Origin of the sequence: Alicycliphilus denitrificans, from assembly GCF_044792555.1 — a bacterium.
Classification (GTDB): Bacteria; Pseudomonadota; Gammaproteobacteria; order Burkholderiales; family Burkholderiaceae_C; genus Alicycliphilus; species Alicycliphilus denitrificans_A.
Genome location: NZ_CP126238.1, coordinates 758284 through 773222, shown reverse-complemented (window position 1 = coordinate 773222; position 14939 = coordinate 758284). Strand labels below are relative to the sequence as shown.

The window sequence follows — 14939 nt, the reverse complement described above, 5'->3', positions numbered from 1 at the left end:
GTTTGTGGCTGCGGCCCGCTGCTGCGCAGCTTCACGTCGGCTACGCCGACATGAGCCTGCGCCGCAAGCCCAGAAACCTTGCGCCTACGGCGGGGCGCTTTGCGCCCCCAAGAGTGCGACGGTCATTCGACCGTCACACTCTTGGCAAGGTTTCTGGGCTTGTCCACATCCGTGCCGCGTGCGCAGGCGGTGTGGTAGGCCAGCAACTGCAGCGGCACAACGTGCAGCAGCGGTGACAGCGGGCCATAGTGCTCGGGCATGCGGATCACGTGCATGCCTTCGCTGCTTTCGATATTGGTGCGTGCGTCGGCCAGCACGTAGAGCACGCCGCCGCGCGCGCGCACTTCCTGCATGTTGCTCTTGAGCTTTTCCAGCAGCTCGTCATTGGGCGCCACGGTGACCACGGGCATGCTGCTGGTGACCAGCGCCAGCGGGCCGTGCTTGAGCTCGCCGGCGGGGTAGGCCTCGGCGTGGATATAGCTGATTTCCTTGAGCTTGAGTGCGCCTTCGAGCGCAATCGGGTAGTGGATGCCGCGGCCCAGGAAGAGTGCGTTTTCCTTCTTCGCGAAGTCCTCGGCCCAGCTGATGACCTGCGGCTCCAGTGCCAGCACGGCCTGCAGGGCGGCTGGCAGGTGGCGCATGGCCTTGAGGTATTGCTCCTCGCTTTCCTCACTGAGGCGGCCCTTGATCTGCGCCAGCGTCAGCGTCAGCAGGAACAGGCCCGCCAGCTGCGTGGTGAAGGCCTTGGTAGAGGCCACGCCGATCTCCACGCCCGCGCGCGTGACGTAGGCCAGTTGGCACTCGCGCACCATGGCGCTGGTGGCCACGTTGCAGATGGTGAGCGTGTGCCGCATGCCCAGGCCTTGCGCGTGGCGCAGCGCGGCCAGCGTGTCGGCCGTCTCGCCGGACTGGCTGATGGTCACCACCAGCGTGCGCGGGTTGGGCACGCTGGTGCGGTAGCGGTATTCGCTCGCCACCTCCACCTGGGTGGGGATGCCGGCGATGGCTTCGAGCCAGTACTTGGCCGTGCAACCGCTGTAGTAGCTGGTGCCGCAGGCCAGGATGAGCACCGTATCGATCTCCTTGAACACGCGCCAGGCCGCGGTGCCCGGCTGGCCGTGCTGGCCCGCGCCGTCGAACAGTTCCGGGGCAATGCTCCGCAAGCCCTCCAGGGTGTCGGCAATGGCGCGCGGCTGCTCAAAAATTTCCTTTTGCATGTAGTGGCGGTAAGGCCCGAGCTCGGCCGCGCCGCTGTGCGCATGCACGGTGCGCACCGGGCGGCTGCCTGCGGCCAGGGGCTGGCCATCGGGCCCGGTGATCCAGTAGCGGCCCAGCTGCAGGTCCACCAGGTCGCCCTCCTCCAGGTACACGATCTGGTCCGTGACACCGGCCAGGGCCATGGCGTCGCTGGCCAGGAAGTTCTCGCCCTCGCCCACGCCCAAGACCAGCGGCGAGCCGGCGCGCGCGCCCACCACGCGGTGCGGCTCGTCCTTGTGGATCACGGCAATGGCAAACGCGCCGCGCAGCTCGGTGGTGGCGGCGCGCACGGCCTGGAACAGGTCACCGTCGTACAGGCTGTCCACCAGGTGGGCGATGACCTCGGTATCGGTCTGGCTGGAAAACACATAGCCGCGCGCCTGCAGCTGCGCGCGCAGCTCCTCATGATTCTCGATGATGCCGTTGTGCACCAGCGCCACGCGGCCGGCGCGCGCCGTGTCTGCCGGCGCCGCGCCACAGCCGTGGCTGAAATGCGGATGCGCGTTATGCACCGCCGGCGCACCATGCGTGGCCCAGCGCGTGTGGGCGATGCCGGTGGCGCCCTGCAGCTCATCGTGGGCCACCTGCTCCAGCAGCTCGGCCACGCGTGCCGTGCTGCGCGCGCGCCTCAGGCCGCCCGTGGGCTGGCGGCCCAGGCTGGCCTCGTGCACGGCCACGCCGCAGGAGTCATAGCCACGGTATTCCAGCCGCTGCAGGCCCTGCACCAGGATGGGAACGATGTTGCGCGTGGAAACCGCGCCGACGATGCCGCACATAAAAAATACTCCAGCCAATGAATGGGCATGATGCTAGGCAGCAAGAAAAGAAATTTTCAATCTAATTTTTTATATTTTTGGATAATAATTTCATCAAAGATAATCAACGTAACAATAATTCAAATTTACATTTGAAATGGAACTAGATTTCACCCCGGATGCCATAGACCTGCAACTGCTGGACCTGCTGCAAACCGATGCATCGCTGAGCAACCAGGCCCTGGCCGAGCGCGTGCATGTCTCGCCCCCGACCTGCCTGCGCCGCGTGCGCAGACTGCAGGCCTCGGGCCTGATCGAGCGCCAGGTGGCCCTGCTGCAGCCCGACAGGCTGGCGGCGCTGCAAGGCCACGGGCTCACGGCCATCGTCGAAGTCGCGCTGGACCGCCAGGGCGCCGAGCACCTGACCGCGTTCGAAGCCCGCGCCGTGCAGGATGCCGCGGTGCAGCAATGCTGGCGCGTGTCGCCGGGGCCGGACTTCGTGCTCGTCATCCAAGCGCGTGACATGCCCGACTACCTGGCGCTGTCGCAGCGCCTGTTCACCCAGGATGCGAACGTGCGCAACGTCAAGACCTTCTTCGCCACGCGGCGTGCAAAATTTGAGACAAAACTGCCAATAACCCATGCGTGACAAGCGATTACAGCTATCAAAATCAGACCGAAAACAGCAGCACCTCCATCCCCCCGGCAAGATGCCAGCACTCCCGCCAGGACCTGGCACTTGACCGCAGACCCCATCGCCCCCACTCTTGCACGCTGAAGCCCTGCATGGAGGACGCATGGAGTTCAAGGACTACTACAAAATCCTCGGCGTGGCGCGCGACGCCGGCGCCGCCGACATCAAGAAGGCCTACCGCAAGCTCGCGCGCAAGTACCACCCGGACGTGAGCAAGGAGGCCGACGCCGCCGCGCGCATGGCCGAGGTGAACGAGGCCCACACCGTGCTGTCGGACCCCGAAAAGCGCGCCGCCTACGACTCTCTGGGCCGCGAGGCGCCGCACCGCCCCGGCCAGGACTTCCGCCCGCCACCCAACTGGGACGCCGGCTTCGAGTTCAGCGACGGCCCCGGGGCCGAGGGCATGGACAGCGCCGAATTCAGCGACTTCTTCGAGCAGCTCTTCGGCCGCGCCGCCCATGCCCAGCGCGCCCAACGCGGCGGCGGCGCGCAGGCGCGCGGCGCCGGGCCCGCACAGCAGCGCGGCCGCGACCACCACGCCGGCATCGAACTGGACCTGCGCGACGCTTACCACGGCGCCCAGCGCACCCTGACCCTGCACGGCGCGCGGCTGGACCATGCCGGGCGTCTGATCAACGAAGAGCGCCAGCTGCAGGCGACCATCCCCAAGGGCGTGCGCGCCGGCCAGCTGATCCGCCTGAGCGGCCAGGGCGGCCCCGGCCTGGGCGGCGCGCCGGCCGGCGACCTGTTCCTGGAGGTGCGCTTCAAGCCCGATGCGCGCTGGCGCGCCGAGGACCGCGACGTGTACCAGTCCGTCACCCTGGCGCCCTGGGAGGCCGAGCTCGGCGGCGCCATCGAAGTGCAGACACCCGACGGCAGCACCGTGCAGGTCACCGTGCCCCCGCGCTGGCGCCCCGGCCGCAAGCTGCGCCTGAAGGAACGCGGCATACCCGCCGCCACGCCCGGCGACCTGTACCTGGAACTGCACGTGGCCCTGCCCGCCGCCACCACGCCGGCGCAGCAGCAGGCCTACCGCGCCCTGGCCCAGGCCTTCCCGCAATTCAATCCGCGCCATGCCTCCGGCACGCAAGGAGCCTGAAATGGTCTCGCCGAACTTTCTGGACAACGCCCTGGCCGAGCTGCTCGACGAACAGACCCCCCTCACGCTGGACGACCTGGCCCGCTCATGCTGCATGGCGCCCGACTGGGTGGTCGAGCGGCTTCAGGCCGGACTGCTGCAGGGCGAACAAGCGGGCGGCCGCTGGTTGTTCGCCAGCACCACCGTGCTGCGCGCGCGGCGCCTGGCGCGGCTCGAAGCCACCTTCGACGCCGACCCGGAGCTGGCCGCACTCACGGCCGACCTGATCGAGGAGGTGACCGCGCTGCGCCAGCGCCTGCATCAACTCGAAAGCCGGCTGGGCCTGCCGCCCTTCACACCATGAGCCTGCGCTGACGGTTAGGTGGCAGCGGGCCAGTCGAGCCGGATGCTGCAGCCCGCACCGGGCGCGGCCGTCGCGCTGATGGCGGCGTCATGGCGCTGCGCTATCGCCTGGCACAGGGCCAGACCGGCACCCACGCCCTCGAAGTCGGCCTCGCGGTGCATGCGCTGGAACACCTCGAACAGCTGCCGGGCACGCGTGCCGTCAAAGCCCACGCCGTTGTCCTGCACGGTGATCTGCACGCGGCCTCCCGGCGCCGGCTCGGCGCGCACCTGGATGGACGGCAGCGCCACGCCGCGCGTGAACTTGAGCGCGTTGGAGAGCAGCTGGCCCAGCAGCTGGGCCAGCTGCTCGGCGTCGGCCAGCACGGCCGGCATGGCAGGGGCGATGTGCCATTGCACGCCCTCGCCGGCGCCCCCCAGTGCGGCGCGCGCCTGTTGCACGGTGGCGCCCAGGTCCAGCGCCTGCAGGCGCAGCGGTGCGCGGCCGGCGCGGGCGATGGCCTGCAGGCCGTCAATCATCAGGCCCATGCGGCGCGCGGAGGCCTCCATGGTGGCCAGGAAATCCAGCGCCTCATCCACCTGCGGCGACTGGCCCGGCAGCTCCTGCAGCAGCTCGCGCACCAGGGCGCCGTAGGAGGTCACATGGCGCAGCGGCGCGCGCAGGTCGTGCGACACGCCGCGCAGAAAGGCCTCGTGCGCGGCGGCCATGGCAGCGATCTGGCGCCGCGCCTCATCCAGCTCGGCCTGCAGCCGGTCCTGCGTATCGGCCGTGGGCATCTCGCTTAGCATCGCGTCACTTGGCCTGCTTCACCGGGCGCTTCCACCCGGCAATGCTGACCTGCTTGCCGCGCGCCACGCTCAAGGCACCCGGCGGCGTGTCCTTGGTGATGGTGGAGCCAGCGCCCACCGTGCCGCCCGCGCCAATCGTCACGGGCGCCACCAGCACGCAGTTGCTGCCCACATGCACGTCGGCCTCGATCACCGTGCGGTGCTTGTTGGCGCCGTCGTAGTTGGCGGTGATGCAGCCGGCGCCATAGTTCACGCGCTCGCCCACGCTGGCGTCGCCCAGGTAGGCCAGGTGGTTGGCCTTGGCGCCGTCGGCGAGCTGGGAGTTCTTGATCTCCACGAAGTTGCCGATATGCACCTGGCGCCCCAGCTGTGCGCCCGGGCGCAGGCGCGCAAACGGGCCCACCTGCGCGCCTTCGCCCACGACAGCCCCGGTCTTCTCGCCGTCGATATGGGTGAAGGGCAGCAGTTGCGCACCGGCGGCAATGGTGGCGTTGGCGATGCAGCAGTAGGCACCGATCTGCGCGCCCTCGCCTATCTCCACGCGGCCGGTGAAGATGCAGCCGACGTCGATCTCCACGTCCTGCGCGCAGAGGAGCTCGCCGCGCGCGCCGCTGCGGACATCGTCGCGCAGGTCAAAGCGCGCCGGGTCCGCCAGGCGCACGCCCTGCTCCATCAGGGCCTCGGCCTGGCGCATTTGGTGTGCGCGCTCCAGCTCGGCCAACTGCACCGGGCTGTTCACGCCGGCCACCTGCAGCGCGTCGGAGATACGGTGCGCCACCACGGGCACGCCGTCGGCCACGGCCATGGCGACGATGTCGGTCAGGTAGTACTCGCCCTGGGCGTTGTCGTTAGTGAGCCGCGCGAGCCAGCCGGCCAGCAGGCGCGCGGGCACGGCCATGATGCCGCTGTAGATCTCATCAATGGCGCGCTGCTCCATGCTGGCGTCCTTGTGCTCGACGATGCGCCGCACCGTATCATCGGCCGCGCGCACGATGCGGCCGTAGCCCGTAGGGTCGGGCAAGGTGACGGTGAGCAGCGCCAACCGTTCGCCGACCGAGGCATCGAGCAGCGCGCGCAGCGTGGCGGCCTGGGTCAGCGGGACATCGCCCGAGAGCACCAGCACCATGCCGTCGCCGGCCAGCCGGGGCACGGCCTGCTGCACGGCATGGCCCGTGCCCAGCTGCGGTTCCTGGCGCACGCATTTGAGGTCAAATTGGCCTTTGGCGCTCGCCCCATCTGCGCAAGAAGCTTCTACTTCTGTAGCACCATGCCCCGTCACCACCACCACACGCCGGGCCTGCAGGCTGGCCGCCTGGTCCAGCACATGCTGCAGCAGCGGGCGCCCGGCCAGGCGCTGCAAAACCTTGGGAATACGGCTTTTCATGCGCGTGCCCTTGCCCGCGGCCATGATGATGATGTCCAGTGCTGTCATGAGATGAATGGGTATGGCAAACAATGCCCGGCAGGAGCGGTGCCCGCGGGCGAACGCGCCATTATCCGGCCCTGCGCCACTGGAATTGCAGCGGCCGGCCGCCCAGGGGTTCAATCACGGCATGCTGGCCGGCGCCAATGCGCACGCTCTGGCCGGCCCGCAGCAGCAGATCGCCCGACGCCTCGCGCCAGCCGTGGGGGCCATCGTCCAACGTCAGCCAGGCCTGGCCGCAGACCACGCGCAGCTGCATGGCGGCCGTCGGCCGCAGGCTGCGCGCAGCGCCGCCGGCCAGCCCGCACAGGTCGTGCTCGGGGCCAGCGCCGCAGGCGCCCCATTGTTGCGAGTTCAGAACATGCGAGGCACTCATGATGGGCTCCTGAAAACATTGGAACGGCGCCAGTTTGCGCCTTTGAGCTGGCCGGCGTCCAATGCAATCATGCGGCCTGATAAATTCCCAAACTGCATCAATTGGGGCATCATCCACGGTCATGAAACCGCCCCCGCCTCCCGTCACCCACCTGCGCACCCGGCCCGTGGCCGTGGGCCATTGGCGCGCCTTCCTGGCCGTGGCCCGGCACCTGAACTTCCGCGCCGCAGCCGAGGAGCTGGCCCTGACCCAGTCGGCCGTGAGCCGCCAGATCCAGGCGCTGGAAGACGAAGTGGGCGTGCCCCTGTTCCTGCGCCACACGCGCGCCGTGGAGCTGACCGGCGCCGGCGGCCAGCTGCAGCGCGCCGTGGCGCCGGCGCTGGAGCGCATGGACGCGGCCGTGCGCCTGGTGCGCCAGACGGCGGGGCGCAGGAGCGTGGCCATCACCACCTGGGCCAGCTTTGCCTCGATGTGGCTGATCCCGCGCATGGAGGAGTTCCAGCGCGACAACCCGGACATCGACATCCGCATCGACGCCAGCGACGCCATAGTGGACCTGGAGACCGCCGACGTGGACCTGGCGCTGCGCTCCAGCGTCTCGGCCCACATGGCGCCAGGCGCGCAGCGCCTGTTCGGCGAGCAGTTGGCGGTGGTGGCCAGCCCCTGGCTGCTGAAAAGCATGCCGCCGATACGCGAGCCGGCCGACGTGGCGCAGTTCACGCTGATCGAGGCCGGCGACGCGCACCGCCTGCCCTACTTCGAGCTGATCACCTGGCGCCGCTGGTTCGAGGTACATGGCCTGGAGCGGCTGCAGCCGCGGCGCTGGCTGTATTTCAACTATGCCCAGCAGATCGCCCAGGCGGCCCTGGCGGGCCAGGGCCTGGCGCTGGCGCGCATGCCACTCATTGCGCAAAGCCTGGCATCGGGCGACCTGCTGGAGGTGCTGCCCGGCCACCGGCTCGATTCACCGCTGGCCTACTGGCTCATCGTCGGCCCGCGCAGCGGCCAGCGCCCCGAGATCCAGGCCTTCTGCGCCTGGCTGCTGCTGCAGGCCGAGGCCACGCGCCGCGCCATCGGCGAGGCACCTGCCGCGATCAGCTGAGCGCCACGCGCGCGAACTTGCGCTTGCCCACCTGCACCACATAGCTGCCGGCGGCCAGCTTCAGGCCCTTGTCGCCAACCACGCCGCCGTCCACGCGCACGCCGCCGCCGTCGATCAGGCGATTCGCCTCGCTGGTCGAGGGGGCCAGGTTCGCCTGCTTGAGCAGGGCGCCTATGCCCAGCGGCGCGCCGGACAGCGCGACCTCGGGAATGTCGTCGGGAATGCCGCCCTTGGCCCGGTTGATGAAATCCGCCTCGGCCGCGTCGGCCAGCGCGGCGCTGTGAAAGCGCGCCGTGATCTCCTTGGCCAGCATGACCTTGGCGTCCTTGGGGTTGCGCCCCTCGGCTACTTCCTTCTTCAGCTGGGCGATCGAGGCCAGGCTCTGGAACGACAGCAGGGTGTACCAGTCCCACATCAGCGCGTCCGAGATCGACAGCACCTTGGCGAACATGGTGTTGGCGTCCTCGGTGATACCGATGTAGTTGTTCTTGGACTTGGACATCTTCTCCACGCCGTCGAGCCCCACAAGCAGCGGCATGGTGAGTACGCACTGCGGCTCCTGGCCGTATTCCTGCTGCAGGTGGCGGCCCATGAGCAGGTTGAACTTCTGATCCGTGCCGCCCAGTTCCAGGTCGCTCTTGAGCGCCACCGAGTCGTAGCCCTGCAGCAGCGGGTAGAGGAATTCGTGCAGGCTGATGGAGCTGCCGTCGGAGAAGCGCTGGTGGAAGTCGTTGCGCTCCATCATGCGCGCCACCGTGTACCTGGCCGACAGCTCGATCATGCCGCGCGCGCCCAGCGCGTCGCACCACTCGCTGTTGTAGCGGATCTCGGTGCGCGCCGGATCGAGCACCTTGGCGGCCTGGGTGTAGTAGGTCTCGGCGTTGGCCTTGATCTGCTCGGCCGTGAGCGGCGGGCGCGTACTGTTGCGCCCCGAGGGGTCGCCGATCAAGGTGGTGAAGTCGCCGATCAGGAAAATCACCTGGTGGCCCAGGTCCTGCAGCTGGCGCATCTTGTTGAGCACCACCGTGTGGCCCAGGTGGATGTCCGGCGCCGTGGGGTCCAGCCCCAGCTTGATGCGCAGCGGCTGCCCCTGGGCCTCGGAGCGGGCCAGCTTCTGGATCCACTCCTCCTTGGGCAGCAATTCCTCGACGCCGCGCAGGGACGCTTCGAGCGCCCGCGCTACGCCATCGGTGACCGGGAATGTCGTAACAGCAGATTGATTCATAAGGGTTTTCAGGGTGTCACCGAGGGCCCAGGGACTATACTCTCGGCCACTTTCAAGCAGCGGATTCTAGTGGCCCCGCCCATCCAACCGGCCCGGGACCATTCCGCAGCGCTTCCACATTCCTTGTGCTTGGCCAACCCTGAGACCCCTGACCGGGGGCAGCGAAGCACCTATGCCTGGGGTAAGACTCTTGAACAACGGCCTGACCACCGCCGGCCTGCTATTGCTCAACCAGCTCAAGCAGACCGTTCAAAACCATCCGAAACGCATCACCGCCGCCCTCGCCACCCTGCTGCTCACCGCCGGCGGTGGAGCCTTTGCCGTGGCCTCGCTCGCGCCGGACCCGGCCGAACTGCCCTTGACCACCGTCACCCAGACCGTTGCGTCGCTGGCCGGCGATGCCACGCTGTCCGCGCTGGTGGACGCGCCGCCCTATTCGCTGTACCGCTCCGACACCACGCGCGGCTCGGACACGGCCGAAAGCATGCTGCAGCGCCTGGGCGTCGCCGATCCGGCGGCCGCGGCCTTCATGCGCGCCGACAACACCGTGCGCCAGCAACTGCTGGGCCGCACAGGCCGCTCGATCACGGCCGAGACCACCGACGACCACCGCCTGGTGCGCCTGACGGCGCGCTGGGCGCCGGATGAGGGCAGCCAGTTCCAGCGCCTGGTGCTCGAGCGCAAGGACGATGGCGGCTTCACCTCGCGCATCGAATCGGCGCCGCTCACCGTGGGCAGCCGGCTCGCGGGCGGCATCATCCGCAGCTCGCTGTTCGCCGCCACCGATGCGGCCAGCATCCCGGACGCCGTGGCCGTGCAGCTGGCCGAGGTGTTCTCGGGCGACATCGACTTCCGCCGCGCGCTGCGCAAGGAGGACCGCTTCTCGGTGGTCTACGAAACCCTGGAAGCCGACGGCGAGCCGCTGCGCAGCGGCCGCGTGCTGAGCGCCGAATTCCAGAATGGCGGCAAGACCTACAGCGCCCTCTGGTTCCAGCCCCCCGGCGCGGCCAAGGGCGCGTACTACACGCTGGACGGGCAAAGCATGCGCCGCGCCTACCTGACCTCGCCGGTCGAGTTCTCGCGCGTCTCCAGCGGCTTTGCGATGCGCCTGCACCCCATCCACAAGACCTGGCGCGCCCACCTGGGCACCGACTTCGCCGCCCCCACCGGCACGGCCGTGCGCACCGTGGGCGACGGCGTGGTGGACTTTGCCGGCGTGCAGAACGGCTACGGCAACGTGGTCTACGTGAAGCACCAGAACCAGCATGTCACCGTCTACGCCCACCTGAGCCGCATCGACGTGCGCAAGGGCCAGGCCGTGGAGCAGGGACAGAAGATCGGCGCCGTGGGCGCCACCGGCTGGGCCACGGGCCCGCACCTGCATTTCGAATTCCGCGTGGGCGGCGAGCACCGCGACCCGATGAGCATCGCCCGCGCAAGCGCGGCCGCCCAGCCCGTGCCGGCCGCCGCGCGCCCTGACTTCAACCGCCTGGCATCCAACATGCGCGTGCAGCTGTCCTCGGCCGCACAGATCCTGCAGGCCAGCGCCGAATAAAACGCTCCGTGGACGTCCAGACACGCTGGTATATCGGGCTGATGTCGGGCACCTCGCTCGACGGCATCGACGGCGTGCTGGCCAATTTTTCAGGGCAAAAATGCCTTGTAACGCAGCATGCATCTGCGCCATTAGCTCCTGATCTAAGAGCGGAACTACTCGCCCTCAACCGCAGCGGCGCCGACGAGCTGCACCGCGCCGCCCTCGCCGCCAATGCCCTGGCGCGCGCCTATGCGGGCGTGGTGCGGAGCCTGCTGGCGCAGGCCGGGCTGGCGCCCGAGGCGATCCACGCCATAGGCGCCCACGGCCAGACCGTGCGCCACCGGCCCCAGACCTTCGACGGCACGGGCTACACGCTGCAGCTCAACAACCCGGCCCTGCTGGCCGAAGACACGGGCATCACCGTGGTGGCCGATTTCCGCAGCCGCGACGTCGCCGCCGGCGGCCAGGGGGCGCCGCTGGTGCCCGCCTTCCACCGGGGCATATTCGGCCAGGCCGGGCGCACGGTCGCGGTGCTGAACCTGGGCGGCATCTCCAACCTGAGTCTCCTGCGCCCCGATGGCGGCGTGCTGGGCTTCGACTGCGGCCCCGCCAACGCCCTGATGGACCACTGGTGCGAGCGCCATACGGGCCGGCCCTATGACGACCAAGGCGCCTGGGCGCGCGGCGGCCGGCCCATAGCCGCCCTACTCCAGGCCCTGCTGGCCGAGCCCTTCCTGGCCTTAGCCCCACCCAAGAGCACGGGGCGCGACCTGTTCAACCCCGACTGGCTGGCCGGGCACCTGGCCGCCGCGGGCAACGATGCGCGGCCGCAGGATGTGCAGGCCACGCTGGCCGAGTTCACCGCCGCAAGCTGCGCCCGGGAGCTGCTGCGCCACGCCCCCGGCTGCGATCTGCTCATCGTCTGCGGCGGCGGTGCGCTCAACGCCTATCTGATGGAGCGCCTGCAGGCGCTGCTGCCGGGTGTTGGCGTGCAAGACTCGGGCCGCCATGGCCTGTCCCCGCTGCAGGTGGAGGCCGCAGCCTTCGCCTGGCTGGCGCGCCAGTGCCTGGCGGGGGATACGGCCAGCCTGCCCGGCGTCACCGGCGCACGCGGCGCACGCATCCTCGGCGCCATCTACCCGGCATGAAAAAACCGCCCAAAGGCGGTTTTTTCATCGGGCCAGCCCAGTGATCACTGATCCTGCACCGAGAAGCTGGAGCCGCAGCCGCAGGTAGTCTCGGCGTTGGGGTTCTTGATGACGAACTGCGCGCCCTGCAGGTCTTCCTTGTAGTCGATCTCGGCACCGACCAGGTACTGGTAGCTCATGGCGTCGATGAGCAGCGACACACCGTTCTTGGTCATGGTGGTGTCGTCCTCGTTGGTGATCTCGTCGAAGGTGAAGCCGTACTGGAAGCCCGAGCAACCGCCGCCCTGCACGAACACGCGCAGCTTGAGGTCGGGGTTGCCCTCCTCGGCGATCAACTCGGCCACCTTGGCCGCCGCGCTGTCGGTGAAAAGAATGGGGACGGGCATCTCGGTGTCGGCGGTCTGTGCTACTGCGCTCATGGATTGCTCCAATGTTCAAAACTCTTTGAATGCTACTGCAAACCACTGGCAGGCTGCGGCCGACCATGGCTTTGCCGCCAGAGTCCCTGGGGCCATTGCCGGCCCAGGAACGCACAAAGCCACCCGAGGGTGGCTTTGTGAACAGACAGAACCCGGAGCGTATTAACGCTTGGAGAACTGCTTGGCGCGGCGTGCGGAGTGCAGGCCGACCTTCTTGCGCTCGACCTCGCGGGCGTCGCGCGTCACGAAGCCGGCGGCGCTCAGCTGGGGCTTGAGCGCTGCGTCGTAGTCGATCAGGGCGCGCGTGATGCCGTGGCGGGCGGCGCCGGCCTGGCCGGACTCGCCACCGCCGTGCACGTTGATCTGGATGTCGAAGGCTTCGACGTTACCCGTCAGCACCAAGGGCTGCTTGGTAATCATGATCGAGGTCTCGCGGCCGAAATACTGCTGAATGTCCTTGCCATTCACAGTGATCTTGCCGGAACCCTTCTTCAGAAACACGCGGGCGACGCTGGACTTGCGACGGCCGGTGCCATTGTTCCATTCACCAATCATCTCGGCTCCTTAGATTGCCAGGGGCTTGGGCTGCTGGGCGCTGTGCGGATGCTCCGCGCCACCGTAGACCTTCAGCTTCTTGATCATGGCGTAGCCCAGGGGGCCCTTGGGCAGCATGCCCTTGACAGCCTTTTCCAGCGCGCGGCCAGGATGCTTGGCCTGCAGGTCGCGGAAATTGGTGGCCGTGATACCGCCGGGATAGCCCGAGTGACGGTAGTAGATCTTGTCCAGGTTCTTGGTGCCGGTGACCTTGAGCTTGGAGGCGTTGACGATGACGATGAAGTCACCGGTATCGACGTGAGGCGTGTAAATGGCTTTGTGCTTGCCGCGCAGACGGAGGGCCACTTCGCTGGCGACCCGTCCGAGCACCTTGTCGGTGGCGTCAATCACAAACCACTCGTGCACGACCTCAGCGGGCTTGGCGCTGAAAGTAGTCATGAGTTTCTCTTCTAAAGAGGGTTTGGCGGTCCTTTTCCACGGTCGGTGCTCCTCTGATGAGAGCCTCTTAGGTGGGTTGCATGCCTCGCCGCGGGACCAATAAATCGCTGCGAAGCCCGCCATTATACAAATATGCGCCGCGCCGGCCAGGCTATTGCGCGTATAGCTGCCGAAGCTCCAGCGCCTCCTGCCTGAGGCGGCTTTCCACGCACACGGGATAGCGCGCCATGCCCGCCTTCTGGCATTCCCGGTGGACGCACATCGACCGCGCGAAAAAACCCACGGATGCGCAGGCCTCGTCCGGCCCCGGCGCATGCGCCGGCAAGGCCGTGCGCGGCGCCGGTACGGGCGGCGCGGCAGGGAGTGCGCCAGCGTGGAGGTAAGGCGTGGGCCGGTCCGCCTCGGCGACCGGCCGTCGCGCGGCGCCGGCCTCGTGCGTCGCGCGCATCAAGCCCGGGGGCGGCGCCGGCTCGGCCAGTTCGGTGATGATCTCGCTCTCGGGGGTATGGCGCGGCGGGTGTGCGCGCTGCCCCCACCACAGGCCGCCGGCAAGCACCATGGCGGCCGCGGACCCGGCCATGGCCCACATCATGCGCGCCTGCCCGCCGGCAGGCGCGTCGCCGCCATCCATCGCCGCCGCCGGGAATGCCGGGGCAGCGGCCGCTGGCGCCTGGGGGGCGGACTGCGGCTGCGACAGCGTCAGGGCGGCCATCATGGGCACGGCCACGCCCTGGGCATCCCTGGCCTGCGGCTCGACCCAGATGTCGCCCAACCCGGCCCGGAAATCGAAGGCCTCCAGCCCCGCAGGCGCATCCTCCATGTCCATGGTCTGCAGCAATGCGGCGACGGACTGGGGCCGCTCCCGCGGCTGCAGCGCCAGGCACTGCGCAATGGCCTCGACGAAGGGACGCGAATACTCGACGCCAAACTGCCTGCGCACCGTGCGCGCCACACGCTGCAGCGGCGCCATGCGGTCACGCACGGCGCGCTGCGTGGCGGGCAGTGGCGTGTCGTTGCACAGGCAGCCATGCACCATGGCGCCCAGCGCGTACAGGTCGCTCCAGGGCCCCTGGCGCAGATGGCCGGCCGCATCGCCGTACTGTTCTAGCGGCGCGTAATTGACCTTGAGCACGGCGGCATGCTTCTGGCGACTGCCGCCGATGGCATGGCGCGCGGCCCCCAGATCCAGCAGCACCGGCGGCCCGCGATCCTGCAAAAAAATGTTGTCGGGCGAGATGTCACGGTGCAGCGTGTGCCCGTCATGCAGCACGCGTAGCGCGCTCGTGACCGACCACAGCAGCTGGCGCAGCCAGGCCTCGGGCGGTGGCGTGCGCATATGGGCGCGCGCCTGCTTGAGCGTCATGCCGCGGTACAGCGGCATGACCATGTAGGCCGTTTGATTGGCCTCCCAGAAGCGGTATACCTTGACCAGGCTGGGGTGATCGAAGCGCGCCAACAGCCGTGCCTCGTCCACGAACGAGGCCAGGCCGGCCTGGAATGATTGCTCGTCCGAGGAGGAGCGCACCCACAGCGAATGCCCGTCAGCGCGCCCGGCCAGGGCCGCCGGCATGTATTCCTTGATGGCCACGCAGCGTCGCAGCGTATGGTCGAACGCCTGGTACACCAGGCCAAAACCACCCACCCCCAGCAGGGACACCACCTCGAACTCACCCAGGCGCGCACCCGGCGGCAAGGCGTCGACATGGTGCTCGATGCGCGCCGATGTGACGCGGCGCAAGACTGCAGGCATAGGAGGAGGACGGAACGCGGACAGCCGCAG

At 68.7% G+C, this 14939-nt stretch carries 15 protein-coding genes; 6 read left to right on the top strand and 9 right to left on the bottom strand.

What is annotated here, in order from left to right; translation table 11 throughout:
• Positions 1-122: 122 nt before the first annotated feature.
• Positions 123-2033, bottom strand: a complete 1911-nt coding sequence (glmS, locus tag P7644_RS03640; RefSeq protein ID WP_404301645.1) for a glutamine--fructose-6-phosphate transaminase (isomerizing) — start codon at positions 2031-2033, stop codon at positions 123-125.
• Positions 2034-2169: 136 nt separating this feature from the next.
• On the opposite strand from glmS, the gene P7644_RS03635 reads away from it, so the two are divergent.
• The 3 genes from P7644_RS03635 to P7644_RS03625 all read left to right on the top strand — a co-directional run bounded on the left by P7644_RS03635 (position 2170) and on the right by P7644_RS03625 (position 4148).
• Positions 2170-2661, top strand: a complete 492-nt coding sequence (locus P7644_RS03635; RefSeq protein WP_404301644.1) for an Lrp/AsnC family transcriptional regulator — start codon at positions 2170-2172, stop codon at positions 2659-2661.
• A gap of 148 nt (positions 2662-2809) precedes the next feature.
• Positions 2810-3805: a DnaJ C-terminal domain-containing protein gene (locus tag P7644_RS03630; protein ID WP_404303109.1), complete on the top strand. Its 996-nt coding sequence runs from the start codon at positions 2810-2812 to the stop codon at positions 3803-3805.
• Position 3806: 1 nt separating this feature from the next.
• A complete protein-coding gene (locus P7644_RS03625) occupies positions 3807-4148 on the top strand; it encodes a chaperone modulator CbpM (protein WP_404301643.1) in 342 nt (113 codons plus the stop codon).
• A gap of 14 nt (positions 4149-4162) precedes the next feature.
• Here P7644_RS03625 and P7644_RS03620 read toward each other — a convergent pair whose 3' ends face one another.
• The 3 genes from P7644_RS03620 to P7644_RS03610 all read right to left on the bottom strand — a co-directional run bounded on the left by P7644_RS03620 (position 4163) and on the right by P7644_RS03610 (position 6735).
• The gene (locus P7644_RS03620) at positions 4163-4936 is read right to left on the bottom strand and encodes an ATP-binding protein (RefSeq protein WP_404301642.1); all 774 of its coding nucleotides are present in this window, start codon (positions 4934-4936) and stop codon (positions 4163-4165) included.
• A 4-nt stretch (positions 4937-4940) separates the two neighbouring features.
• Positions 4941-6368, bottom strand: coding sequence for a bifunctional UDP-N-acetylglucosamine diphosphorylase/glucosamine-1-phosphate N-acetyltransferase GlmU (gene glmU / locus P7644_RS03615; RefSeq protein WP_404301641.1), 1428 nt, complete (start codon positions 6366-6368; stop codon positions 4941-4943).
• Positions 6369-6429: 61 nt separating this feature from the next.
• Positions 6430-6735, bottom strand: a complete 306-nt coding sequence (locus tag P7644_RS03610; RefSeq protein ID WP_404301640.1) for a DUF2917 domain-containing protein — start codon at positions 6733-6735, stop codon at positions 6430-6432.
• 121 nt (positions 6736-6856) lie between these two features.
• On the opposite strand from P7644_RS03610, the gene P7644_RS03605 reads away from it, so the two are divergent.
• Positions 6857-7837: a LysR substrate-binding domain-containing protein gene (locus P7644_RS03605; RefSeq protein WP_404301639.1), complete on the top strand. Its 981-nt coding sequence runs from the start codon at positions 6857-6859 to the stop codon at positions 7835-7837.
• On the opposite strand, the gene tyrS is transcribed toward P7644_RS03605, so the two are convergent.
• On the bottom strand, positions 7830-9062 hold the full coding sequence (gene tyrS / locus P7644_RS03600; protein ID WP_404301638.1) for a tyrosine--tRNA ligase: 1233 nt from the start codon (positions 9060-9062) through the stop codon (positions 7830-7832). The genes P7644_RS03605 and tyrS overlap by 8 nt on opposite strands.
• A gap of 190 nt (positions 9063-9252) precedes the next feature.
• On the opposite strand from tyrS, the gene P7644_RS03595 reads away from it, so the two are divergent.
• Entirely contained in the window at positions 9253-10617 is a 1365-nt protein-coding gene (locus P7644_RS03595) for a peptidoglycan DD-metalloendopeptidase family protein (protein ID WP_404301637.1), read from the top strand.
• 8 nt (positions 10618-10625) lie between these two features.
• Positions 10626-11747: an anhydro-N-acetylmuramic acid kinase gene (locus tag P7644_RS03590; RefSeq protein ID WP_404301636.1), complete on the top strand. Its 1122-nt coding sequence runs from the start codon at positions 10626-10628 to the stop codon at positions 11745-11747.
• A gap of 44 nt (positions 11748-11791) precedes the next feature.
• Here the strand turns inward: P7644_RS03590 and erpA are convergent, their stop codons facing one another.
• The 4 genes from erpA to P7644_RS03570 all read right to left on the bottom strand — a co-directional run bounded on the left by erpA (position 11792) and on the right by P7644_RS03570 (position 14909).
• A complete protein-coding gene (gene erpA, locus P7644_RS03585) occupies positions 11792-12166 on the bottom strand; it encodes an iron-sulfur cluster insertion protein ErpA (RefSeq protein WP_404301635.1) in 375 nt (124 codons plus the stop codon).
• 162 nt (positions 12167-12328) lie between these two features.
• On the bottom strand, positions 12329-12721 hold the full coding sequence (gene rpsI, locus P7644_RS03580; RefSeq protein ID WP_013517605.1) for a 30S ribosomal protein S9: 393 nt from the start codon (positions 12719-12721) through the stop codon (positions 12329-12331).
• A 9-nt stretch (positions 12722-12730) separates the two neighbouring features.
• The gene (gene rplM / locus P7644_RS03575; RefSeq protein ID WP_404301634.1) at positions 12731-13159 is read right to left on the bottom strand and encodes a 50S ribosomal protein L13; all 429 of its coding nucleotides are present in this window, start codon (positions 13157-13159) and stop codon (positions 12731-12733) included.
• Positions 13160-13310: 151 nt separating this feature from the next.
• Positions 13311-14909, bottom strand: coding sequence for a serine/threonine protein kinase (locus P7644_RS03570; protein WP_404301633.1), 1599 nt, complete (start codon positions 14907-14909; stop codon positions 13311-13313).
• Positions 14910-14939: the final 30 nt, after the last annotated feature.

Coding starts and splice junctions, on each gene's coding strand:
- rpsI (WP_013517605.1), bottom strand. CDS start 12,721: ATGATTGGTGAATGGAACAATGGCACCGGCCGTCGCAAGTCCAGCGTC.
- glmS (WP_404301645.1), bottom strand. CDS start 2,033: ATGTGCGGCATCGTCGGCGCGGTTTCCACGCGCAACATCGTTCCCATC.
- rplM (WP_404301634.1), bottom strand. CDS start 13,159: ATGACTACTTTCAGCGCCAAGCCCGCTGAGGTCGTGCACGAGTGGTTT.
- P7644_RS03630 (WP_404303109.1), top strand. CDS start 2,810: ATGGAGTTCAAGGACTACTACAAAATCCTCGGCGTGGCGCGCGACGCC.
- P7644_RS03620 (WP_404301642.1), bottom strand. CDS start 4,936: ATGCTAAGCGAGATGCCCACGGCCGATACGCAGGACCGGCTGCAGGCC.
- P7644_RS03605 (WP_404301639.1), top strand. CDS start 6,857: ATGAAACCGCCCCCGCCTCCCGTCACCCACCTGCGCACCCGGCCCGTG.
- glmU (WP_404301641.1), bottom strand. CDS start 6,368: ATGACAGCACTGGACATCATCATCATGGCCGCGGGCAAGGGCACGCGC.
- erpA (WP_404301635.1), bottom strand. CDS start 12,166: ATGAGCGCAGTAGCACAGACCGCCGACACCGAGATGCCCGTCCCCATT.
- P7644_RS03635 (WP_404301644.1), top strand. CDS start 2,170: ATGGAACTAGATTTCACCCCGGATGCCATAGACCTGCAACTGCTGGAC.
- P7644_RS03610 (WP_404301640.1), bottom strand. CDS start 6,735: ATGAGTGCCTCGCATGTTCTGAACTCGCAACAATGGGGCGCCTGCGGC.
- P7644_RS03625 (WP_404301643.1), top strand. CDS start 3,807: ATGGTCTCGCCGAACTTTCTGGACAACGCCCTGGCCGAGCTGCTCGAC.
- tyrS (WP_404301638.1), bottom strand. CDS start 9,062: ATGAATCAATCTGCTGTTACGACATTCCCGGTCACCGATGGCGTAGCG.
- P7644_RS03570 (WP_404301633.1), bottom strand. CDS start 14,909: ATGCCTGCAGTCTTGCGCCGCGTCACATCGGCGCGCATCGAGCACCAT.